This is a genomic window from Pseudonocardia petroleophila (assembly GCF_014235185.1).
GTDB classification, from domain to species: domain Bacteria; phylum Actinomycetota; class Actinomycetes; order Mycobacteriales; family Pseudonocardiaceae; genus Pseudonocardia; species Pseudonocardia petroleophila.
The window spans coordinates 6,252,263-6,273,524 of the sequence record NZ_CP060131.1 but is presented as its reverse complement, the minus strand read 5'-3'; the positions used below and the strand labels follow the sequence as shown (position 1 = coordinate 6,273,524).

Annotated in this window: 22 protein-coding genes and 1 pseudogene; 10 read left to right on the top strand and 13 right to left on the bottom strand. The window is 74.9% G+C overall.

Annotated elements, in window-relative coordinates; all coding sequences use genetic code 11:
- Positions 1-16: 16 nt before the first annotated feature.
- Positions 17-538: a spermidine N1-acetyltransferase gene (gene speG, locus H6H00_RS30660; RefSeq protein WP_185719096.1), complete on the top strand. Its 522-nt coding sequence runs from the start codon at positions 17-19 to the stop codon at positions 536-538.
- Positions 539-669: 131 nt separating this feature from the next.
- Positions 670-792, top strand: a complete 123-nt coding sequence (locus H6H00_RS32625) for a hypothetical protein (protein WP_255425459.1) — start codon at positions 670-672, stop codon at positions 790-792.
- Here the strand turns inward: H6H00_RS32625 and H6H00_RS30655 are convergent.
- The 4 genes from H6H00_RS30655 to H6H00_RS30640 form a co-directional block, all read right to left on the bottom strand.
- Positions 776-1,774 (bottom strand): zinc-dependent alcohol dehydrogenase family protein, encoded by a 999-nt coding sequence (locus tag H6H00_RS30655; RefSeq protein ID WP_185719095.1) that lies wholly within the window; start codon positions 1,772-1,774, stop codon positions 776-778. The genes H6H00_RS32625 and H6H00_RS30655 overlap by 17 nt on opposite strands.
- A gap of 15 nt (positions 1,775-1,789) precedes the next feature.
- A complete protein-coding gene (locus H6H00_RS30650; protein ID WP_185719094.1) occupies positions 1,790-3,145 on the bottom strand; it encodes a GDSL-type esterase/lipase family protein in 1,356 nt (451 codons plus the stop codon).
- A 166-nt stretch (positions 3,146-3,311) separates the two neighbouring features.
- A complete protein-coding gene (locus H6H00_RS30645; RefSeq protein ID WP_185719093.1) occupies positions 3,312-3,659 on the bottom strand; it encodes a TraR/DksA family transcriptional regulator in 348 nt (115 codons plus the stop codon).
- The gene (locus tag H6H00_RS30640) at positions 3,656-4,270 is read right to left on the bottom strand and encodes a TetR/AcrR family transcriptional regulator (protein ID WP_185719092.1); all 615 of its coding nucleotides are present in this window, start codon (positions 4,268-4,270) and stop codon (positions 3,656-3,658) included. Before H6H00_RS30640 ends, H6H00_RS30645 begins: the two co-directional genes overlap by 4 nt.
- A gap of 110 nt (positions 4,271-4,380) precedes the next feature.
- Between H6H00_RS30640 and H6H00_RS30635 the strand changes: the two genes are divergently transcribed.
- Together H6H00_RS30635 and H6H00_RS30630 are read left to right on the top strand one after the other, a co-directional pair.
- Positions 4,381-5,172 carry an SDR family NAD(P)-dependent oxidoreductase gene (locus H6H00_RS30635; RefSeq protein ID WP_185719091.1) on the top strand — a complete coding sequence of 264 codons (792 nt, stop codon included), beginning with the start codon at positions 4,381-4,383 and terminating at the stop codon, positions 5,170-5,172.
- Positions 5,169-6,683, top strand: coding sequence for an acyl-CoA synthetase (locus H6H00_RS30630; RefSeq protein ID WP_185719090.1), 1,515 nt, complete (start codon positions 5,169-5,171; stop codon positions 6,681-6,683). The genes H6H00_RS30635 and H6H00_RS30630 overlap by 4 nt, the downstream gene beginning before the upstream one ends.
- Positions 6,684-6,704: 21 nt before the next feature.
- Here H6H00_RS30630 and H6H00_RS30625 read toward each other — a convergent pair whose 3' ends face one another.
- The 4 genes from H6H00_RS30625 to H6H00_RS30610 form a co-directional block, all read right to left on the bottom strand.
- Positions 6,705-7,241 (bottom strand): DUF3558 family protein, encoded by a 537-nt coding sequence (locus tag H6H00_RS30625; RefSeq protein WP_185719089.1) that lies wholly within the window; start codon positions 7,239-7,241, stop codon positions 6,705-6,707.
- Between the two features lie 60 nt (positions 7,242-7,301).
- Positions 7,302-8,570 carry a geranylgeranyl reductase family protein gene (locus H6H00_RS30620; protein WP_185719088.1) on the bottom strand — a complete coding sequence of 423 codons (1,269 nt, stop codon included), beginning with the start codon at positions 8,568-8,570 and terminating at the stop codon, positions 7,302-7,304.
- Between the two features lie 201 nt (positions 8,571-8,771).
- Positions 8,772-9,959: a fatty acid desaturase family protein gene (locus H6H00_RS30615; protein WP_185719087.1), complete on the bottom strand. Its 1,188-nt coding sequence runs from the start codon at positions 9,957-9,959 to the stop codon at positions 8,772-8,774.
- Positions 9,956-10,975, bottom strand: coding sequence for a ferredoxin reductase (locus tag H6H00_RS30610; protein WP_185719086.1), 1,020 nt, complete (start codon positions 10,973-10,975; stop codon positions 9,956-9,958). The genes H6H00_RS30615 and H6H00_RS30610 overlap by 4 nt, the downstream gene beginning before the upstream one ends.
- Before the next feature lie 63 nt (positions 10,976-11,038).
- Between H6H00_RS30610 and H6H00_RS30605 the strand changes: the two genes are divergently transcribed.
- Positions 11,039-11,821, top strand: a complete 783-nt coding sequence (locus H6H00_RS30605; protein ID WP_185719085.1) for a MerR family transcriptional regulator — start codon at positions 11,039-11,041, stop codon at positions 11,819-11,821.
- 227 nt (positions 11,822-12,048) lie between these two features.
- On the opposite strand, the gene ilvA is transcribed toward H6H00_RS30605, so the two are convergent.
- Positions 12,049-13,296, bottom strand: coding sequence for a threonine ammonia-lyase IlvA (gene ilvA, locus H6H00_RS30600; RefSeq protein WP_185719084.1), 1,248 nt, complete (start codon positions 13,294-13,296; stop codon positions 12,049-12,051).
- A 112-nt stretch (positions 13,297-13,408) separates the two neighbouring features.
- Here ilvA and H6H00_RS30595 point away from each other — a divergent pair, with 112 nt between their 5' ends.
- The 3 genes and pseudogenes from H6H00_RS30595 to H6H00_RS30585 form a co-directional block, all read left to right on the top strand.
- A complete protein-coding gene (locus tag H6H00_RS30595; protein ID WP_185719083.1) occupies positions 13,409-13,654 on the top strand; it encodes a hypothetical protein in 246 nt (81 codons plus the stop codon).
- A gap of 81 nt (positions 13,655-13,735) precedes the next feature.
- A complete protein-coding gene (locus H6H00_RS30590) occupies positions 13,736-14,494 on the top strand; it encodes an MBL fold metallo-hydrolase (RefSeq protein WP_185719082.1) in 759 nt (252 codons plus the stop codon).
- A gap of 69 nt (positions 14,495-14,563) precedes the next feature.
- Positions 14,564-15,373: pseudogene (locus H6H00_RS30585) on the top strand (LysR family transcriptional regulator); the annotation flags it as partial.
- Positions 15,374-15,429: 56 nt separating this feature from the next.
- On the opposite strand, the gene H6H00_RS32620 reads toward H6H00_RS30585, so the two are convergent.
- Positions 15,430-15,765, bottom strand: coding sequence for a UBP-type zinc finger domain-containing protein (locus H6H00_RS32620; protein WP_255425458.1), 336 nt, complete (start codon positions 15,763-15,765; stop codon positions 15,430-15,432).
- A 68-nt stretch (positions 15,766-15,833) separates the two neighbouring features.
- On the opposite strand from H6H00_RS32620, the gene H6H00_RS30580 reads away from it, so the two are divergent.
- Positions 15,834-16,742, top strand: a complete 909-nt coding sequence (locus tag H6H00_RS30580) for an oxygenase MpaB family protein (protein WP_185719080.1) — start codon at positions 15,834-15,836, stop codon at positions 16,740-16,742.
- A gap of 345 nt (positions 16,743-17,087) precedes the next feature.
- Here the strand turns inward: H6H00_RS30580 and H6H00_RS30575 are convergent, their stop codons facing one another.
- Both H6H00_RS30575 and H6H00_RS32615 read right to left on the bottom strand, forming a co-directional pair.
- The gene (locus H6H00_RS30575; RefSeq protein WP_255425457.1) at positions 17,088-18,140 is read right to left on the bottom strand and encodes a LacI family DNA-binding transcriptional regulator; all 1,053 of its coding nucleotides are present in this window, start codon (positions 18,138-18,140) and stop codon (positions 17,088-17,090) included.
- A complete protein-coding gene (locus H6H00_RS32615) occupies positions 18,137-18,553 on the bottom strand; it encodes a hypothetical protein (protein WP_255425456.1) in 417 nt (138 codons plus the stop codon). Before H6H00_RS32615 ends, H6H00_RS30575 begins: the two co-directional genes overlap by 4 nt.
- 62 nt (positions 18,554-18,615) lie before the next feature.
- Here H6H00_RS32615 and H6H00_RS30570 point away from each other — a divergent pair, with 62 nt between their 5' ends.
- Positions 18,616-19,824: an MFS transporter gene (locus H6H00_RS30570; protein ID WP_255425455.1), complete on the top strand. Its 1,209-nt coding sequence runs from the start codon at positions 18,616-18,618 to the stop codon at positions 19,822-19,824.
- Here the strand turns inward: H6H00_RS30570 and H6H00_RS30565 are convergent.
- On the bottom strand, positions 19,763-21,160 hold the full coding sequence (locus tag H6H00_RS30565) for a hypothetical protein (RefSeq protein WP_221775724.1): 1,398 nt from the start codon (positions 21,158-21,160) through the stop codon (positions 19,763-19,765). The two genes, H6H00_RS30570 and H6H00_RS30565, sit on opposite strands and share 62 nt — an antisense overlap.
- Between the last annotated feature and the right edge of the window lie 102 nt (positions 21,161-21,262).

Here is a 21,262-nt window from a genome sequence, read left to right as displayed (position 1 = left end):
CGGGGAGGATGGCGCCATGACGATCCGGCTCCGGGCCCTCGAGCGCGACGACCTCGGGTTCGTGCACGCGCTCAACAACGACTCCCGGATCATGTCCTACTGGTTCACCGAGCCCTACGAGGCGCTGGTGGAGCTCCGCGACATCTACGACCGGCACGTCCACGACAACCGCGAGCGCCGCTTCGTCATCGAGGCCGACGGGGAGCGGGCCGGGATCGTCGAGCTGGTGGAGATCGACTACATCCACCGCGGCGCCGAGTTCCAGATCATCGTGCACCCCGCCCACCAGGGTCGCGGGTACGCGCGCGAGGCGACCCGGGCGGCGCTGGACTACGCGTTCGCGGTGCTCAACCTGCACAAGGTGTACCTCGTCGTCGACGTCGAGAACGCCGCGGCCATCCACGTCTACCGGAAGGTCGGGTTCGTGACCGAGGGCGAGCTGCGCGAGGAGTTCTTCGCCGACGGCCGCTACCGCAACGCCCTGCGGATGGGGATCCTGCAGCCCGAGTACCTGGACCCCGGTCCCGGTCGCGCGTAGCGTCGGGTCTCCGGCCGCCCGGGGCTCCTCCCGTCCCGCACACCGGGTCCGGCAGCAGCGAAGGATGTGCGCCCGGACCGGTTCCCGGCGGTCCCACCCCACTGCGCCCCGCGCGCGACCAGGGAGTTCCCGTGTCCGACAAGTCGCCCCGTCAGTCCGCGAGCAAGAAGTCCGGCAAGTCCATCAAGGAGAAGCGCGCCGAGAAGAGGGACAAGAAGGACGGCGGCTCCGGCGGCATCATCTCCGGGAAGTAGTCCGCAGCACCGGCTTGCCCGGCGCCCGGTCGGGCGAGTCGACGTAGGCGTGCGCGGCCGCGACGTCGTCGAGGTCGAAGACCCGGTCGACCGACGGCACCAGCGCGCCCGAGGCCAGCCCGGCCCGCACGAAGTGCTCCGCGCGGCGCAGGGCGGCGGGGTCGCCGGTGATCTCGAAGACGGTGTAGCGGCGCATCCAGACCGGGGCGTAGCGGCCGCCGGGCAGGGGAGTGGGCTCGCCGGAGAGCCCGCCGTGGACGATCACCGCGCCCCCGCGCGCGCACGCCCGGACGAGCTCGGCGACCCGCGGCCCGCCGACGGCGTCGAGGACGAGGTCGGCGCCCGCCCCGCCGGTGGCCGCGCGCAGGGCCGGGGCCAGGTCGGAGCCGTCGTCGACGAGGACGGCGGCGGCCCCGGCGTCGAGCAGCACGTCCCGGCCCGCGTCGGTGCCGACCGTGGCGACCGGGACCGCGCCGAGGTGGCGCAGCACCTGCACCGCCGCGAGCCCGATGCTGTTGGCCGCCGCGGTGACGACGACGTGGTCGCCCGGCCGGACCCGCACGATCTCCTGGGTCATCCCGTACACGGTCACGAACGGCATCCAGACCGCCGCGCCCGTGACGGCGTCCATCCCGGGCGGGCGGGCCAGCAGCGCCGCGGCCGGGACCACGGCCTCCTCGGCGTAGACCGGGTAGTCGTTCTGGGAGAACGCCGGGATCACGCAGACCGGGTCGCCCGGCCGCCAGCGCGGCACGTCCGGGCCGGTCTCCAGCACCTCACCCGCCGCCTCGGACCCGAGCCCGGCGGGCAGCACCGGCTGCTCCAGGTAGGTCCCGCGGCGGAAGTTGACCTCCGCCCGGTTCAGCCCGACCGCGTCGACCCGGATCCGGACCTCGCCCGGACCGGGCGCGCGGACCGGCAGGTCCTCGATGCGGAGCACCTCGGGCCCGCCGGTCTCGTGGAACCTGATCGTCCGCGCCATGCGGGCAATCTACGGTCAGCGCGCGGCGATCTCGTCCAGGAACTCCTGCGGGATGGACTCGGCCATCGCCCGGTACCCGTTGTCGTTGGGGTGCAGGTTGTCCAGCGCGTCGTACTGCAGCGCGATCCAGTCGGGCACCAGCGGGTCGCGGATCACGGCGTCGAAGTCGATGACGCCGTCGAAGACCTCTCGGCCCTCGGTGCGCAGCCACTCGTTGGTCGCGTTGCGCTCGGCCACCTGCGACGGGATCGAGTAGACGCCGTAGGGCGTCGGCCGCAGCACGTTGCCGGCGGGGGTGAGGGTGCCGATGTAGATCGGCACGCCGGCGGCGTGCACCCGGTCGGCGATCTCGCGGTAGGCCGCGATGAGGTCGTCCGCGGTGGCGGGCAGGCCCTGCAGGGCCGCGGTGCCGAGGTCGTTGATGCCCTGCAGGAAGATCACGCCGCCCAGGTTGGGCTGGGCGAGGATCTGCTCGTCGATGCGCGAGAGGCCCGACGGGCCGATCCCGTCGCCGGTGACGCGGCCGCCGCTGATCGCCTGGCCGATCACCGACAGGTGCGCCGTGTCGGGGTCGGCCTTGAGCCGGCGGGCGAGCACGTCGGGGTAGCGGCTGTCGGTGTTGCCGGTGGACAGGAAGCCGTCGGTGATCGAGTCGCCGAACGCGACGAGGGTCCGGTCGCCGGGCTGGCCCTCGACCTGCACGACCGTCGCGTAGTAGGAGGCGGTGGTGAGCGTCGAGGTGTAGTTGTTCAGCACGACTCCGCGCTCGGCGAACCCGCCGTCGCCCTCCGCGGCGGTCGCGTCGCCGGGGGCGGTGAAGAAGGTCTGCATGTGGCTGCCGTGCACGGTGGCGGCCCCGTTGCCCGCGGGCACGAACATGCTGAGCACGAGGTGGTCGAACGCCTCGGTGGCGAGGTCGACCGGGTCGCTGAGCACGGTGCCGCCCTGCGGGATGGTCACCGAGGGCTCTCCGCCGAACGTCACGTCGCGCTGCGTGCCCGGCTCCACGGCCGCCCCGGCGTCGCCGTCCCGGATGCCGACCGTGATCGCGGGGAACGTCGCGTCGCGGTCGCCGAACTCGTTGGACAGCTGCACCCGCACCGCGCTGCCGCCGTGGTGCAGGTAGAGCACCTGGCGGATCGTCTCGTCGGAGAACGTGGTCGGCGGCGGCACGACGTCCTGCACGGCCGTGACCTGCTGGCTCCCGCTGAGCAGCTCCGCCCCGAAGTCCCCGAGGGTGGAGGGGCCCTGCGGCGCGGCCGACCACGCCGAGACCCAGTCGCCCTCGCCCTTCGGCTCGGCGGACGCCTCGCGGCCCACGGCCGGGACGGTCAGCGACGCGATCGTCAGCGCGACCGCGGCACCTCCCACGATCGCGAGGCGCGCGCGGCGCCCCAGCCCCCCGAGACGATGCTTCCCGTTCGACACTGGCCGTCCTCCTCGACGGTCGTGCGACCGCCGGCGGCGTCCGACGGTCACGACTCGACGGATCAACGCGGCCGTTCGGCGCAACGATGTGCGCCGTTCGAGTGAATAGTCAGCGACGCCGCGTCGTGGCGCAGGCGATGCAGGTCTCCGCGGCCGGCAGCGCGTCGAGACGTTCGGGGGCGATCTCGCCGCCGCAGCGCACGCACCGGCCGTAGGTGCCCGCGGCCAGGCGGGCGCCGGCGCGGTCGAGCGCCTCGATCTCCTCGCCCGCCCCGGCGAGCAGGCCCTGCAGCTGCGCGCGCTCGAACCCGATCGTCACGCCCTCGGGATCGTGCTCGTCGTCGTGGGTGGTGTGCGCCTGCTGCTCCGCGAGGTCCGCGACCTGCCGCGCCAGCGCCGCGGCCCGCTCGACGGTGGCCTCCCGCTCCGCGGCGAGTACGGCGGCCCGGTCGGTCACGGCAGCAGGCGCCCGAGGAGGTCGAGCACGCGGTCGTGCAGGTCGGGGCCGGCGGTGGGGGAGCCCGCGAAGTGCCGCAGCAGTGCCTGCTGGAACAGGCCGTCGAACAGGGCGTAGGTCATCGCCGACGGCGTGGGCACCGGCTCCCCGCGCAGCTCGCCGTAGCGGCTGACGATGCGCCAGACCATCCGCTCCAGCGTGGCGTCGATGTCGAGGACGTCGGCGCGGAAGGACTCCTCGAACAGCGCCTGGGAGCGCAGGTCGTACCAGAGCCGGTGCATCCGGGCGTCCTCGACGAGCGTGGCGACCAGCCCGTCGGCGAAGCCCGCGGCGAGCGCGTCGGGGGTGTCGGCCGTGGCCACGATCTGGTCGTAGCGCAGGACGCAGGCCGCCTTGTACTGCCGGACGCAGTAGGTGATGAGGTCGACCTTGTCGCGGAAGTAGTAGTGCAGGACGCCGTGGCTGAACGCGGAGTTCTGGGCGATCTCGCGGAGGCTGGTGCGGGCGTAACCGAGCTCGGACAGGGTGACGAGCGCCGCGTCCGCGAGCTCGCGGCGGCGCTCCTCGAACTTGTCGACCTGGCGTCCGGCGACGCGCTCTGCGGTGGGCATGACGGCGTGACTCTACTCCTCTGGACACCTGTCCAGAGAAGTCTTGACACTCGTCCAAAGGCGGTCCTACGTTGTGCTCCGCATCACCGGCGATGACGAGAGGACCACGGATGACCACGTTCGATCTGACGGGGAGGCGCGCGCTGGTCACCGGCGGCGCCCGCGGGCTCGGGGCCGGCATGGCGCAGGCGCTCACGGCGGCGGGGGCCCGCGTGATGATCGCGGACGTGCTCAAGGACGTCGGCGAGCAGACCGCGGCGGGTCTCGAGGGCGGCGGGTTCGTCCCGCTCGACGTCACCAGCGACGGCGACTGGGAGGCCGCGGTCGCGCACACCGTCGCGGAGCTCGGCGGGCTCGACATCGTCGTCAACAATGCCGGCGTCGAGGTCACCCAGCTCATCGTCGACACCGAGCCGGACGACATCCGCACGATGCTCGAGGTCAACGTGCTCGGCACGATGCTCGGCCTCAAGCACGGTCTGCGCGCCATGCGCCCCGGCGGTGCGGCGGGCAACGGCGGCTCGATCATCAACATCTCCTCGGTCGCGGCCACCATCGCGTTCCCCGCGATCGCCGGCTACTCCGCCACCAAGTCCGCGGTCGACCGGCTCACGCGCGTCGCCGCGATGGAGTCCGGCAAGCTCGGCTACGGCGTGCGCGTCAACTGCATCTACCCGGGCCTGGTCGCCACCGACATGGGCGTCAAGCTCGCGGTGGAGACCAGCGGGCTCGGGCTGTTCGAGAGCCCCGACGCCGCCGTCGGCGCCGTCGTGGAGCTGACGCCGTCGGGCCGCCTCGGCGAGGTCGCCGACATGGCCGACGCGGTGGTCTTCCTGGCCTCCGACGCCTCCCGGTTCGTCAACGGGGCGGGTCTGCCCGTCGACGGCGGTATGGGGATGTGAGCCTCACCGGCTACCTGGACAAGGGGGCGTCGCTCGGCCCGGACGCCCCCTGCCTGGTCATGGGGTCCACGACGCTCACCTACGGCGACGTCGTCGACCACAGCCACGCCGTCGCCCGGGCGCTCGCGCGCTCGGGCGTCGCGGCCGGGGACAAGGTCGGGATCCTGTCCGGCAACGACCCGGTCGCGTTCGCCACGGTGTTCGGCATCGCCCGCCGCGGCGCGGTGTGGTGCCCGATCAACCCGCGGAACGGGGCGGCCGAGAACGCCGAGCTCCTCGACCTGTTCGACTGCGTCGCCCTGTTCCACTCCCGCGCCTACGCGCCGATGGTGGCGGAGATGGACCTGCCGCAGGTCGCCACCGTGGTGTGCCTCGACGAGCTCGACGACTGGCTGGCCGACGGCACGGACTTCTCCGCCGACGCCGCCGGCGACACCGTCATGATCGTCGGCACCGGCGGCACGACGGGGCGGCCCAAGGGCGTGCAGCTCACCGACCGCAACATCGAGACGATGACGGCGCTGGCGCTCATGGGCTACCCCTTCGAGGGGCGTCCGGTCTACCTCGCCATGGCCCCGCTGACGCACGCGGCCGGGGTGCTCTGCTTCCCGGTCCTCTCGCTCGGCGGGCAGATCGTCGTCATGCCCGCACCCGACGTCGGGGGGTTCCTCGCCCTCGTCGAGCGGCACGGCGTCACGCACACGTTCCTCCCGCCGACGGTGATCTACATGCTGCTCGCGCACGAGGACCTGCCCACGACGGACCTCGGCTCGCTGCAGTGCTTCTGGTACGGGGCGGCGCCGATGTCGCCCGCCCGGCTCGAGCAGGCGCTCACCGAGATCGGGCCGGTGATGGCGCAGCTGTTCGGCCAGTCCGAGGCGCCGATGTTCGTGTCGATGATGGCGCCGCGCGACCACTTCCTGGCCGACGGATCCGTGGCGCGCCACCGGCTGTCGTCCGCGGGACGGCCGGGCCCGCTGGTCACCGTCGGGATCATGGCGTCGGACGGCACGCTGCTGCCCGACGGCGAGCGCGGCGAGATCGTGGTCCGCAGCTCGCTGGTGATGGCCGGGTACTACCGCAACGCCGAGGCGACGGCCGAGGCGTCGGAGCACGGGTGGCACCACACCGGCGACATCGGCTACCTCGACGACGACGGCTTCCTCTTCGTCGTCGACCGCGCCAAGGACATGATCATCACCGGCGGCTTCAACGTCTACTCGGCGGAGGTCGAGCAGGCGCTGATGGCGCACGAGGCCGTGCGCGACTGCGGTGTCGTCGGCCTGCCCGACGAGAAGTGGGGCGAGCGGGTCGTCGCGGTCGTCCAGCTGCAGCCCGGTGCGCAGCCGCCGCCGGAGGCCGAGCTCATCGCGTTCGTCAAGGCGCGGATCGGCAGCGTCAAGGCGCCCAAGCAGGTGGAGGTCTGGCCGGACCTGCCGCGGTCGACCGTGGGCAAGGTGCTCAAGACCGACATCAAGGCCCGGCTGGGGCAGGCGCCCGCCGGTCGGTGACCGACCGGCGGGCGCCGCCCGCTAGAGCTCGTCGCGGATCTGCCGGGCCAGCACGACGGCGGCGTCGAGGTCGCCGCCGCTCGCGCTGCGCACCACCTGGGTGAGGCAGTCGCGGGTGTCGGCCACGAACTGGACGCTGCCGCTGTTCGAGCCGAACTCGCGCATGCCGTCCGGCAGCGGCACCTCCGGGCCCAGTGCCGGCTCCCACGGCGGCAGCTCGCCGTCGACCGCGGTCCCGGTCTGGCCGCAGTCGATGGACACCGAGTAGTAGTTCTCCTCGTTCGTCCAGACGCAGCCGCCGCCGTTGCTGCCGGGTGCGCTCGTCGCGACGCCGCCGTCGTTCGGGCCGATCAGGTCCTCGACCTGGTCGGCCGGGAGGAGGGCGCAGGCGTCGAGCGGGGTGGCGTCGTCGCCCGCCTCCTGGGCGGAGGCGGCGGGGGCGGCCGAACCGGACGGGGCGTCGACGGGGCGCTGACAGGCGGTGCCGAGCAGGACGAGCAGCGCGGCGGCACCGACCGCGGCGGCGACGCGGGCGGGGCGCGGGAGGGAAGCGGTCATCGTGGTCTCCGGGTGATCGGGGGAGGTCTCACCAGGAGGAGGCCCGCGGGGCCGCCGGAGTTACACCCGGGCGGTGCGCAGATCCGCCGCGGGGAACGGCGGCCGCTCGTCGAGCCGCAGGCTCAGCTTCCCGGCGGCGCGCCAGGCGCGAGCGGTGAGGTCGCGGTCGGCGTCGGTGACCAGGTTGCCCATCACGCGCAGCGCCACCGTCATCAGCGCGCGCGACCGCATCCCGACCGGGCCGGCCAGCGGCAGCAGCCGCGGCAGCGTGAGCAGCCCCGCCAGGCGCCGCGCGATGGAGAAGGCCTGGCCGTAGTGGGTGCGCAGGGTGGCGGGCCAGGCGACGGACAGGTCGCGGTCCTGCGCGATCAGCTCGGCGACGAGGCGGCCGGTCTCCAGGCCGTAGTCGATGCCCTCGCCGTTGAGCGGGTTGACGCAGCCCGCGGCGTCGCCGATCAGGGCCCAGTTGCGCCCGGCGACGTTCGACACGGCGCCGCCCATCGGCAGCAGCGCCGACATCGGGGCGCGGACCGGGCCGTCGAGCTGCCAGTCCTCGCGGCGGGCGTCGGTGTAGTGCTCGATGAGGCTGCGCAGCCGGATCTGTGCGGGGCGCTTCGCGGTGGCGAGCGTGCCGACGCCGATGTTGACCTCGCCGTCCGACAGCGGGAACACCCAGCCGTACCCGGCCAGTACCTCGTCCTGCTCGCCGCGCAGCTCCAGGTGCGAGGAGATCCACGGGTCGTCGCTGCGGCCGGACCGCACGTACCCGCGGGCGGCGACGCCGTAGGCGGTGTCCTTGTGCCACTCGCGGCCCAGCACGCGGCCCAGGGTGGAGCGCGCGCCGTCGGCGACGACGAGCCGCTCGCAGCGGATCGTGGCGCCGTCGTCGAACACGACGCCGGTGACGCGGTCGCCCTCGCGCGTCACGTCGACGGCCTTCGCCCCCTCGACGGGCACGGCCCCGTCCTTGAGCGCGACGTCGCGGATGCGGGCGTCGAGCTCCAGGCGGGGGACGGCGCCGCCGTGGTCGGGCAGCGACCCGCCGGGCCACGGCAGCTCCAGCACCTGCCCGAACCCGGTGGCGCGCAGGCCGCGGTTGGTGCCGTGGGCCCGGACCCAGTCGCCGAGGCCGAGCTTCTCCAGCTCGGCGATGGCGCGGGGGGTGAGGCCGTCGCCGCAGGCCTTGTCGCGCGGGAACGTGGCGGCGTCGGCGAGGACGACGTCGCGCCCGTGCCGCGCGGCCCACGCCGCGGCCGCCGACCCGGCCGGTCCGGCGCCCACCACCAGCACGTCGGTGGAGGTGGGGGCGGGGGGCGCGGTGTCGGACATGGCTCCCAGTATCCCGGCCGATCCGCCCCGCGGCCCGCCCACCGCCCGCGACCCCCGTCACCCCGCCCCGATCCGCGGCGGGGAGCCGACCGTCGCCCCGGACGTGTCGCAGTGGGGTGGCTCCACTCCAACCGGATCGGAGTGGAGCCACCCCACTGCAACCGGGGCGGGGCGGGGGCGGGGCGCGGGGCGGCGCGGGTGTCAGGCGGCCAGGGGAGGGGCGGGCTCGGGGGTCAGGGCCGTCGGCTCGGGGGCGGTGCCCTTCCTCGGGGGCAGGGCGAGTCGGTTGATCGTGCGCAGGACCTGGGCGTACTGCCTCCACAGGGGGCCGGAGGTGTACTCCAGCCCGTACTCCGCGCAGATCGCCCGGATCTCCGGGGCGATCTCGGCGTACCGGTTGCTGGGCAGGTCCGGGAACAGGTGGTGCTCGATCTGGAAGCTCAGGTTGCCCGTCATCAGGTGGAACAGCGGCCCGCCCTCGAGGTTGGCCGAGCCGAGCATCTGGCGCAGGTACCACTGGCCGCGCGTCTCGCCGTCGAGCTGCTCCTCGGAGAACTGCACCGCGCCGTCGGGGAAGTGCCCGCAGAAGATGACGGCGTGCGACCAGAGGTTGCGCACCAGGTTCGCCGTGGCGTTCCCGGTCAGCACCGGCAGGAAGAACGGGCCCGCGAGGGCCGGGAAGACGAGGTAGTCCTTCGTGAACTGGCGGCGCACCTTGCGCCCGATCGCCTTGAGCTGCGGCCACACCGACCGCAGGCTCTTCTCGCCCGCGGCGATCTTCTCCGCCTCCAGGTCGTGCAGCGCCACGCCCCACTGGAAGAACGTGGCGAGCAGCGCGTTCCACAGCGGGTTGAACAGGTAGTAGGGCCGCCACTGCTGCTCGTCGGACATGCGCAGGATCCCGTAGCCCACGTCGCGGTCGCGGCCGACGACGTTGGTGTAGGTGTGGTGCTCGTAGTTGTGGGTGTACTTCCACGCCTCGGCCGGGCTGGTGTTGTCCCAGTCCCACGTGCTGGAGTGGATCTTCGGGTCCCGCATCCAGTCCCACTGGCCGTGCATGATGTTGTGGCCCAGCTCCATGTTCTCGATGATCTTCGACGCCGAGAGCATCGCCGTGCCGGCGACCCACGCGGGCGGCAGGATCCCGGCGAACAGCAGTGCGCGGCCGCCGACCTCGAGGTAGCGCTGCGTCCGGATGACGGAGTGGATGTAGTCGGCGTCGCGCTGTCCGCGGTCGGCGACGACGCGGTCGCGGATCGCGTCCAGGCGCCGGCCGAGCTCCTCGACCTGCGCCTCAGTCAGGCCGGCCGCGACCGGGGACGGGCGCGACGCGACCGTGCGGACGGGCGGGGTGGGGGTGCCGGTGGGGACGTCGAACGTGCTGGTCATCGGTTCTCCTCAGCGGGTCGGAGGTCGAGGCGGGCGGTGCCGGTCGCCCCGGTGATGCAGGTCTGGACCATGTCGCCGGGCTCGCCGTGGATCTCGCCGGTGCGCAGGTCGCGCACCTGGCCGTCGCGCAGCGGGAGGATGCAGCTGAAGCAGATGCCCATCCGGCAGCCGCTGGGCAGGAGCACCCCGGCCTCCTCGCCCGCTTCCAGCAGGCTGGCGCCGCCGTCGACCTCGACGTCGCGGTCGCCGAAGGTCACGGTGCCGCCCGCGCCGCCGGTCGAGCGGACGGGCGGGGTGAACCGCTCCAGGTGCAGGCGCGCCCTGGCCTCCCCCCAGTGCTCCTCGGCGGCGTCGAGCAGGCCGGCGGGGCCGCAGACGAAGGCCTCGCGGTCGCGCCAGTCGGGGCACAGGGCGTCGAGCTCGGCGAGGTCGAGGCGGCCGTGCTCGGTGGTGTGCCGGACGACGGTGCCGGGACGCGCGGCCAGCTCGTCGGCGAAGATGACGTCGGCCGCGGTCGGCGCGCTGTGCAGGACTACCACGTCGGGATGGGCGCCGAGCGTGCGCAGCATGCTCATGACGGGCGTGATGCCGCTGCCGGCCGTGACCATCAGCAGCTTCGCCGGGACGGGGGAGGGGAGGACGAAATCGCCGGCCGCCTGCTCCAGCCGCACGATCGACCCCACCGGGGTGGCGTCGACGAGGTGCCGCGAGACCAGCCCGTCGGGCAGCGCCTGCACGGTGATCGTGAGGTCGGCCTCGCCCTCGGGGCCCGACAGCGAGTACGTGCGCCAGTGCCGCACCCCCGCGACGTCGACGCCGATGCGCACGTACTGGCCGGCGCGGTGCCCGGTCCACGCGCGGCCGGGACGGATGGTCAGGGTGGTGGCGCGGTCGGTCTCGCGACGGACGCCGACGACCCGGCCGCGCAGCTCGGTGGTCGACCACAGGGGGTCGACCAGCGACAGGTAGTCCTCGGGCAGCAGAGGGGTGGTGAGTGCGACCAGCGCCTTGAACATGACATCAGTTCAGCACGAATTGATGTCACATAGCAACAGCAGTCGACTGATAAGGTGTGTCACATGCTAGAGGAAGACGGCGATGTCGAATTGCGGACCATCGACGAGCTGGCCCGCGTCAGCGGCGTCACCGTCCGCAACATCCGCGCCTACCAGGCCCGCGGCCTGCTGCCCCCGCCGGAGGTCCGCGCCCGCACCGGCTACTACGGGCCGGGGCACGAGGCACGCCTGGACCTGATCAAGGAGCTGCAGGGCGAGGGCGTCAAGCTCGACGTCATCAAGAAGCTGCTCGACACCACCGGCGGGTCGACCGAGCAGGTCGTCCGCTTCATCCGCACGGTCCGCAGCCTGTTCGCGGTGGAGGACCGGCAGATCGTCTCGCTCGTCGAGCTGGTCGAGCGCTTCGACGAGACCGACCCGAACCTGGTCAAGCGGGCGCAGAAGATGGGCCTGCTCACCGAGATCGGCCCGGACCAGTCGGGGACGGCCCAGTACGAGGAGACCAGCCCCCGGCTGATGGCGGCGGCGCAGGCGATGACGGAGATGGGTATCCCGATGACCCGCTCCCTCGACGTCGTCGAGCAGCTGCGCCACCACGCCGACGGCATCGCGAAGATCTACGTCGACCTGTTCCTCGGCGAGGTCTGGCAGCCCTTCGACGCCGACGGCCGCCCCGACGACCAGTGGCCGCGCCTCTACGAGGTGATCGGCAACCTGCGCAGGGTCTCCGGCGAGGCGATGCTCGCGGTGCTGGAGCTCGCGGTGGCCGAGCGGCTCGACGTGACGTTCGGCCGCGACATCGTGCGCAACGTCCGCACCAGCAGCAAGCGGGCCGCCACGGACTGAGCGCCGCCACCTCGGCGGGTGGGGGTACGTCCGCGGCCGGCCGGACCATTTCTCCGGGCCGCCGTGCCGTTCGGCGGGTGGCGGGGAGCGGCCCGTCCTACCCTCGGGTGTGCGCACCCTCCCGGGTGCCCCTCGGGGGTTGCGCACCGGCGGCCGCCGCGTGGATGTCCCCTCCGCCCCGACGGCCGCCGGTCCACCCCGCATTCGCGCGGGGGAGCCCGATCGGTTCAGACGAGGAAGCGGTACGCCGCCGTACCCGGCGCCACCAGCTGGATCCTCAGCGGGCTGGCCTCCATCCGCTTCCACAGCGGCTCGTACCCCTCGCGGGACGCCAGCTCGATGCCGCACAGCGCCGCGCCGGTCTCGCGGTTGTCGCGCTTGACGTACTCGAACAGCACGATGTCGTCGTCGGGACCGAGCACCTCGTCGAGGAACCGCCGCAGCGCGCCCGGCTCCTGCGGGAACTCCACGAGGAAGTAGTGCTTGAGCCCGCGGTGCACCAGCGACCGCTCGACGACCTCGGCGTAGCGGCTCACGTCGTTGTTGCCGCCGGAGAGCAGGCTGACGACCGTGGCGCCGGCGGGCAGGTCGAGCGCGTCGAGCGCGGCGCAGGCGAGCGCCCCCGCGGGCTCGGCGATGATGCCGTCGACCTGGTAGAGGTCGAGCATCTCGGTGCACACCCGCCCCTCGTCGACGGTGACCAGCTCGGCCCCGCAGTCGCGCACCAGCGGGAAGCTGACGTCGCCGACGCGCCGCACCGCCGCGCCGTCGACGAACGTGTCGAGCTCGACGAGCGCCTCCGGCCCCCCGGACGCGAGCGCCGCGGTCATGCTCGCCGCCCCGGCGGGCTCCACCCCGACCACCCGCACGCCGGGGTGCCGCGCGGCGAGCCAGGTGCCGACGCCGGCCAGCAGCCCGCCCCCGCCCACCGGCACCACGACGACGTCCGGGGCGTGTGCGAGCTGGTCGAGGACCTCCACCGCGACGGTGCCCTGCCCGGCGATCGTGCGCAGGTCGTCGAAGGCGGGGACGACGGTGGCCCCGGTGCGGGCGGCGTGCTCGGCGGCGGCGAGCGCGGCCTCGTCGTAGGTGTCGCCGCCGACGACGAGCTCCACGGCCGACCCGCCCAGCGCCGCGATGCGCTCCCGCTTCTGGCGCGGCGTCGTGCTCGGGACGTGGACGCGGCCGCGGATGCCCAGCCGCGCGCAGGCGTACGCGACGCCCTGGCCGTGGTTGCCCGCGCTGGCGCACACCGCGCCGGCCGCGCGCTCGTCGCCGTCGAGCCCGGCGAGCAGGTTGTAGGCGCCGCGGAGCTTGTAGGAGCGTCCGACCTGCAGGTCCTCCCGCTTGAGCCACACGTGCGCGCCGGTGGCGTCGGAGAGCCGGGCGCTGCGCTGCAGCGGCGTGGTGCGGGCGACGCCGGTGAGCCGCTGCGCGGCGGCGGCGACGGATCCGGCGAAGTCGTCGGGGGTCACCGGCCGATCCTCCCCGTCGCGGCCGCCGGGCCGGGAACGGGGTCACCCGACCAGGTCGTCTCACCGGCGTTTCACACAGCCGTCACGATCCGTAGGCAGGATGGTGTCCGTGATGACCAACGGTGACGAGCACGACGGCTACGTCGCCGGCCGCTACCGCGACGGGTCGCTCAGCGACGAGTGGACCGACGTCGCCCGCTGCGCCGGCGGCACCTTCACGCGGTACGTGGCCCGCTGCGCCTGCGGCTGGAGCGGGCGCCCGCGCCCGGCGACGGCCGCGGGAGCGTCGGCGGCCCGCCAGGAGTGGTTCCTCGGGCACGTCATGTCGCTCCCGCTGGACGCCCCGGCCCCCGTCTGACCTGCGTCGATAGCCGGACCCGATCGCGCGATCGGGGATCGGCCGTTGCCCGGCGGCCCGCGCCGCGGCGACGCTCCACCCGTGCACCTCACCGTCCTCGGCGCCCAGGCGGGCGTCCCCCGGCACGGCCGGCCCAGCTCCGGCTACCTCGTCGGCGACGCCGGTACGACGGTGCTGCTCGACTGCGGCCCGGGCGTCGCCACCGCGCTGTCCGCCCTCGACGTGCGGCTGGACGCGGTCGTCGTCAGCCACCTGCACCTCGACCACGTCCACGACCTGATCGTGCTGGCCAAGCAGCTGGTCACCGAGCGGGCGCCGGCGCCGCTGCTGCTCGTGCCCGCGGGCGCGGGCGCGGGCGAGGTGTTCGGCACCTGGGAGTCGCTGTTCCCGGTGCCGACGTTCCCGCGGCTGGACCGCCCCTTCCGGCACGCCTTCGACGTCCGCGGCCACGGGCCGGTGCGGGTCGGGTCCCTCGCCCTCTCGACGCACCCGGTGGCGCACGCCGTCGCCGCCGTCGGGGTCCGCGTCGAGGGACCGGGCGGGGCGCTCGCCTACACCGGTGACACCGGCGTCTGCGACGGCCTGCTGCCGCTGGCCCGCGACGTCGACCTGCTGCTCGCCGAGGCCACCCTCGACGCCCCCGACCCCGGCCCGCACGGCCACCTCTGCGCCGCCGACGCCGCCCGCGCGGCCACGGCGGCCGGGGCGCGGGCCCTCGCGCTCACCCACCTGCCCGACGGCTCCGACCCCACCGCCACCGCCCGTCGCGCCGCCGCGTCGGCCCACTTCACCGGCCCGGTCCACGTCGTCCGGCCCGGGTCGACCCTCCGCGTCCGGTGACGGACGGGACCGGGCCCCGTTCACGTCCGCGCCACCGGGAGGTCGGATCGCCGACGTAGCGTCCGGCGGGTGGAGCTCCGCCATCTCGAGTCGTTCCTCGTCCTCGCCGACGAGCTGCACTTCGGGCGGGCCGCGGCGCGGCTGCACCTCGCGCAGCCGTCGCTGACCCAGCACCTGCAGCGCCTCGAGCGCCGGGTGGGGGTGCGGCTGGTCGACCGGGGTCCGCACCGCGTGCGGCTGACCGACGCGGGCGCGGCGTTCCGCGACGAGGCCCAGCGCGTGCTGGAGCGGGCCGAGGCCGCGGTGCGGGCGGCCCGGGAGGTGGCGTCCGGGCGGGCGGGGGACGTCGCGGTCGGGTTCAACCACCCGGCCGGGGTGCGGATCCTGCCCGGGGTGCTGGCGCGGCTGGCCGTCGAGCACCCCCGGCTCACGGCGCGGCTGTCGGAGCGGCGCAGCGCCGCGCAGCTCGCGGCCGTCGCCGCGGGCGAGATCGACGTGGCGCTCGCGTTCGGCCCGCCCGCCGACGCGGCCCTGCGCTCCCGGGTGCTCGACGACGTGCCGGTGGTGGCGGTCGTCGCGCCGGGGCACGCGCTCGCCGGGCGGCCCGCGGTGGCCGTGGCCGAGCTCGCCGGGCACGACTGCGCGCTGTTCGCGCGCGCGGTGAGCCCGGCGCTGCACGACGCCGTCACGGGGGCGGCGGCGCGGGCGGGCGTCCGGTTGCCGGTGGCGGTGGAGGTCGACGACACCGCCGCGACCGGGATCGTGCTGGCCGGTCGCCCGCTGGTCGGGTTCGCGTCACGGGAGCGGGCGGTCGAGGTCGTCGCCCGCGGCCTGTGCGCGGTGCCGCTGGTCGAGCCGGAGCCGGTGGTGGCGCTGCACGCGGCCTGGCGCTCCGACCCGGGCCCGCGGGCGGCGACGTTCCTGGCCTGCCTGGATCAGTGGACGTGCGAGCGCCAGTCGGCGGGCACCCGTCCGGCCGGGCCCGGTGCGGGCTGGTCGGTCGGGTGGTGCAGCGGGGGCGCGAGCTCCGGGCCGTCGGCCGCGGTGCCCGTCGCGTAGTCCCAGAACCAGTCCTCTCCCGGCTCGTAGCTGCGGACCACCGGATGGCCGGTGGCGGTCCAGTGCGCCGTGGCGTGCTGGGCGGGGGAGGAGTCGCAGCAGCCGACGTGGCCGCACTGCGCACAGCGGCGCAGGTGCACCCACCAGCCGCCCGCGGCGTCGCAGTCGAGGCAGCCGGGGCCGCTGGGCGGGACGCTCGGGTCGATGGTCACGGGGCCATCATGGACCTCTCGGACGGTCAACGTTGACCGTTCCACGGAGATCGTCCTAACCTGCGCACATGGACCGTCACCACTGGCTGCGTCGCATCGAGGAGCTCGACCCCGTCGCCGACGCGGTGGAGATCTACGGGATCAGCGCCACCCGCGAGTTCCCCTGGGACTACAACCAGGCGCTGTCGTTCGCGCTGTTCCGCACGTACGCCGTGCCGAGCATCGGGCGGCTCCTCGCGGAGACCGGGGAGTTCACCGAGCGCGTGCAGAAGCGCTACGACGACACCGCCCTGATCCTCGACGCGGTCCTCGAGCACGGGCACCACAGCCCGCAGGGCCGCGCGGCGATCCGGCGGATGAACCAGATGCACGGCGCGTACGACATCTCCAACGCCGACTTCCTCTACGTCCTCGCCACGTTCGTCGTCGTGCCGATCCGGTGGATCGACGACATGGGGTGGCGCCGGCTGTCGGAGCACGAGCGGATCGCGGCCGCGCACAACTACCGCGAGCTCGGCACGCTCATGGGGATGAAGGACATCCCGGAGACGCACCGGGAGTTCGCGGCCTACATGGACGACTACGAGCGCGCGCACTTCGGCTATGACCCGGGCGCCCGCGCCGTCGCCGACGCCACGCTGCAGCTGTTCACGACCTTCCCGCCCAACCACCTCGCCCCGGCCCGGCTGGTCACCCGGTTCTCCTACGGGCTGATGGACGACGCCCTGCGCGCCGCCTTCCGCTACCCGCGCATCCCGGAGTGGGAGCAGCGGGCGGCCCGGGCGGCGGTGCGGGCCCGGAGCGCGGTCGTGCGGCGGATGCGGCCGCGGGTGGAGCCGAAGTTCGCCCGCCAGCTGCCCAACGTCCGCAGCTACCCCGACGGCTACGACGTGTCGGCCCTGGGCACCTTCCCCCGCGGCTGCCCGGTCCCGCACGCGACGCAGACGGCGGGAGCAGCCGAAGCTCCCACCCCCTGACCCCACCCGGCGAGTTTGCCGCCCCCACCCGGCGAGTTTGCGGCTGTCGCCCGGCGAGTTTGCGGCTGTCGCTCGGCGAGTCTGCCGCTCGTGCTCGGCGAGTCGGCCGTCCCGGCCTGGCGAATTGCGGCTGCCACCCGGTGACTCGGCAGGACCCGGCACCCGGCGGCCTACCGGAGGCGCTGCCGAGACCCGGCAAGGCACCCGTCGGCACATCCGGCGGACACCAACGGCGAACTCGCCGGGCATCCTCGGCAAACTCACCGGGCGCGAACCGCGAACTCGCCGGGTGGGGGCGGCAAACTCGCGGGGGTGGGGTGACGGGGCGGGGGCGGGGGGGCGTGGTCAGGGGGGTGGGGGGCCGGTCGTCGTGCCGATGCGGAGGGCCACCGGGAGGAGGCTGTCCTCCGGGTGCAGTCCGTCGACCAGGTCCATCGCCGCCTGCGCCGCCCGCCGGCCCTTCTCGTCGGTCGGCTGGACGACCGTCGTGAGGCGGGTGGGGCCGAGCCAGGGCAGGTCGGCGCCGTCGAACCCGGCCACGCTGACCTCGCCCGGCACGTCCAGTCCCAGCTCCGCGGCCGCCTGCAGCACCCCGGCGGCGAGGACGTCGCTCTGCGCGATCACCGCGGTCGGGCGGCGGGCGGCGGGGACGTCGAGCAGGACCCGCCCGGCGTGCACCCCCTCGTCGACGGCGTTGCTGGCCGTCTCCCACACCGGCACCGCCCCGAACACGTCCTCGACGCCCTCCAGGCGGTGCCGCACGTCGCGGTAGTGGGCGCGGGCCCGCCGGGCGCCGTCGACGGGGCCGCGGCGTCCGTCGAGCCGCAGCGGCATCGCGACGACCTCGACGCGGCGGTGCCCGAGACCGTGCAGGTGCCGGGCGAGGCCGGCGGTGCCGGAGCGGTCGTCGATGTCGACGAGCACCACCCCGTCGACGTCCGGCCCCTCGACGACGACGATCGGGACACCGCGGGTGCGCAGCAGGTCGAGGGCCGGGTCGTCCTCGAGGCCGCAGGTCGCGAAGATCGCGGCGTCGAGCGGGATCCGGGCGATCTGGGCCGTCGACGGGCGGCCGGTGTCGCCGGCGAGCAGCAGCAGCCCGACGTCGTGGGCGCCGAGGACCTCGGTGATCCCGTCGAGCAGCTGGACGGCCACCGGGTCGCGGAACGCGTAGAGCAGCCGCTCGCCGACGAACGCCCCGACGACGCCGCTGCGGCCGCGGCGCAGGGACGCCGCGATGGGGTCCGGGCCCGCGTAGCCGAGCTCGGCCGCGGCCGTCAGCACGCGCTCGCGGGTGGGCGCGGCGACGCGCGGGCTGCCGGAGAACGCGAGCGACGCCGTCGACGGCGAGACCCCGGCGCGCGCGGCCACGGTGGCCAGGGTCGGGCGGGCGCTCACGGGGGGAACGGTAGCCGGGCCGCCAGCTGCGCCGCCGCCACCACGGTCGCGACGGTCCAGGCCAGCGTGCGCAGCAGGTTGGCGCGCAGGAGCCGGCGCAGGTCGCGGTCGGCGTCGAGCCGGTCGTGGGCGGGGACGGCGCCGAGGACCGTGAGGCCGACCCCGGCCGCCGCCAGCGCGCCGAGCGCGGCGTGCTCCCACGGCGACGCGAGCAGCAGCGCGCCGACCGACACCCCCTGCACCACCCACGGCGGCCCGACGACCCACCCGATCCGCCGCAGGTGCTGCCGGTGGTACGCGGGCCACTCCGCCGCGCCGACGAGCGCGAACGCCGGGTAGACGACCACCTGCACCACCCAGCCGACGCCCGCGAGCACGGCGGTGGCGACGAGGTGCAGCAGCAACCAGCTCACGCCCGACCCTATCCGTGGCGTACCCTCGATCGCGCATCGAATCGATTCGACGGGAGCTCGTGGTGACGACCGAACTGCGCCGGGCGCGCAACGCGGTGGTGGTGGCGTTCGCGGTGAACGGGCTGGCGTTCGCCTCGTTCATCAGCCGCACCCCGGCGATCGCGGACGGGCTGGGCCTCACGACGGCGCAGCTCGCGCTGATGCTGCTGTGCCTCTCGGTCGGATCGGTGGCCGGGCTGCCGCTGGCCGGGCCGCTGGTCGCGCGGCTGGGTCCGGCCCGGTCGGTGCTGGTCGCGGCGCTCACCGAGACCGTCGGCCTCGCGCTGCTGGCAACCGGGCTGCTCACCGGTGCGGTGCTCCCCGCCGCGGTCGGCCTCGTCGTCACCGGTCTCGGCACGGGCGTGTGGGACGTCGCGATGAACGTCGCGGGCGCGGAGGTCGAGCAGCGCCGCGGCCGCACGCTCATGCCGCGGTTGCACGCCGCGTTCAGCGTCGGCACCGTCACCGGTGCCGGGATCGGTGCGGCCACCGCCGCCACCGGCGTGCCGCTGGCCGCGCAGGTCCTCGGCGTCGTCGTGCTCATCCCGATCGTCATGACGGTGGCCGTGCGCGGGTTCCTGCCGTCCGTCCCGGCCCCGACGCGGGCCGAGGGCGGCACCGGGGTCCTCGCGGCCTGGCGCGAGCCGCGGACGCTGCTCATCGGCGTGCTGGTCCTCGGTTTCGCGTTCACCGAGGGGTCGGCCAACGACTGGATCGCCTACGCGCTCGTCGAGGGCTACGGGTCCAGCGAGACCGTCGGCGCGATCGCGTTCGGCATGTTCGTCACGGCGATGACGGTCGGGCGCACGTTCGGCGGATCGGCCCTGGAGCGCTTCGGGCGGGTCGCGGTGCTGCGGGCGGCGGCCGGGCTCGCGCTGGTCGGGCTGCTGCTGGTGCTCGTCGGCGGGTCCGTGCCGGTGGCGCTGGCCGGGGCGCTGCTCTGGGGCCTCGGGGCGTCGCTGGGCTTCCCGGTCGGGATGAGCGCGGCCGCCGACGACCCGGCGAGGGCCGCGGCGCGCGTGTCCGTCGTCAGCTCGGTGGGGTACACGGCGTTCCTCGCGGGGCCGCCGCTGATCGGGCTGCTCGCGCAGGACGCCGGGATCCTGCGGGCCCTGTTCGTCGTCCTCGGCGCGCTGCTGGTCGGGCTGCTCGCCACCGGGGCGGCGCGGCCTACTGGAACGACACGAACACCGGCGGAACCGGCCCGACCCGCAGCGTCTGCTCCGGAGTGAACATCGGCGCGTCCTCGTCGTAGAAGTTCTTCCAGCCCCAGACGACGCCGGCCGGCTCGCCGTCGTGCAGGGCGGCCCAGGTGCCGAGCTTCTCCTCGGGCACGCCGAAGCCGTCGGCGTGCAGGAGCACCGCGAGCTCGTCGCGCGAGGTGTCGAGCCGCTCCCGGCCCTGGATCATCGAGAGCCGGAACTGGTGCACCAGCAGCAGCTTCTGCGGCAGGGCGCCGTCGCGGGTCAGGTCGGCGAGCCAGGTGGCCACGGCGTTGATCTCCCCGACGTCGACGGTCCCGATCTGCTGCGACGGGCGCTGGTCGGGGCCCAGGCGCCACTCCGGGTCCAGCGCCAGCCCGACGTGCGGCTGCGCGAGCAGGTCGGCGTAGCGCTGCGCCTGGGTGAGGAAGTCGGCGCGGCCGGGCTGGAGGTCGAGCACGACGTACACGCCCGCCTCGCGCGCCGCGTCGACCCACGGCCGCAGGAACTCGACGTCGGCCTCGGAGCTGAAGTCGCCGTCGGGCCCAGGTCCGGCGTCGGCGACGGTGCTGATCAGCTCGAACGCGGGCACGACCGGCTCGTCGGAGACCGGGTCGTACTCCGCCGCGAGCGCCTGCGCCCGCGCGATCGACTCGGGGATCCCCTGCTCGCCGAGCACCCCGAGCGCGGGGACGCCGGGGTGGCCGTAGAGCGCGACCATCCGGCGGCCCGGGAAAAGCACCTGCCCGCCGCCCGGCAGGGTCGTCCCGGTGGCGGCGACGTCGAGCCGGGCCGAGAGCCGCTCCGCGGGCCCGAACCCGCCCCCCAGCGCGACGACGTGCGCCGGGCGCGGGTCCAGGCCGGGCGGCGGCGCGACGCGGGGGTCGGGGTCGGTGACGGTCTCCACGCGCGCACCCGACGCCCGTGCGGTCGCCGCGGCGGGGGAGGCGGGGTCGTCGGTGAGGACCAGGACGTCGCGGTCCGCCGGCGCGGTGACCTCGGGGTCGTCCGCGGTGACGGTGCGCCCCGACGCGGCGGCCCACTCCTGGGCCCCCGCCCCGACCGGCAGGACGGTCGAGGCGCCGAGCCGGTCGAGCTCGGCCGACGGGTCCGGCGTGAGCAGCAGCGGCACGCCCAGGCGGGTGGCCCGTTCACCCGCCCGCGCCTGCGCGTCCGGGTCGTCGGCGGCGGCGAGGACGGCGAGCGGTGACGACGCGAACAGGGTCGTGCTGGTGTCCGCGGCGAGGGCGGCGGGGTCGCCGTCGAGCACCGTCACGGCGAAGGCGGGGTCGCTGACCTGCGGCGTCAGGGGCGGCGGCGGTGGGCTCGCCGTGCACCCCGCGAGCAGCACGGCCAGGACGGCCACCCCTGCGTGTCGTGCCCGGCCACCCGTTCGTGCGCTGTGTTCCCCCACCTGACGCCACACTAGGTGACGCCCGGTGTCGCGGCCGGACGGCCGGTGCCGGTG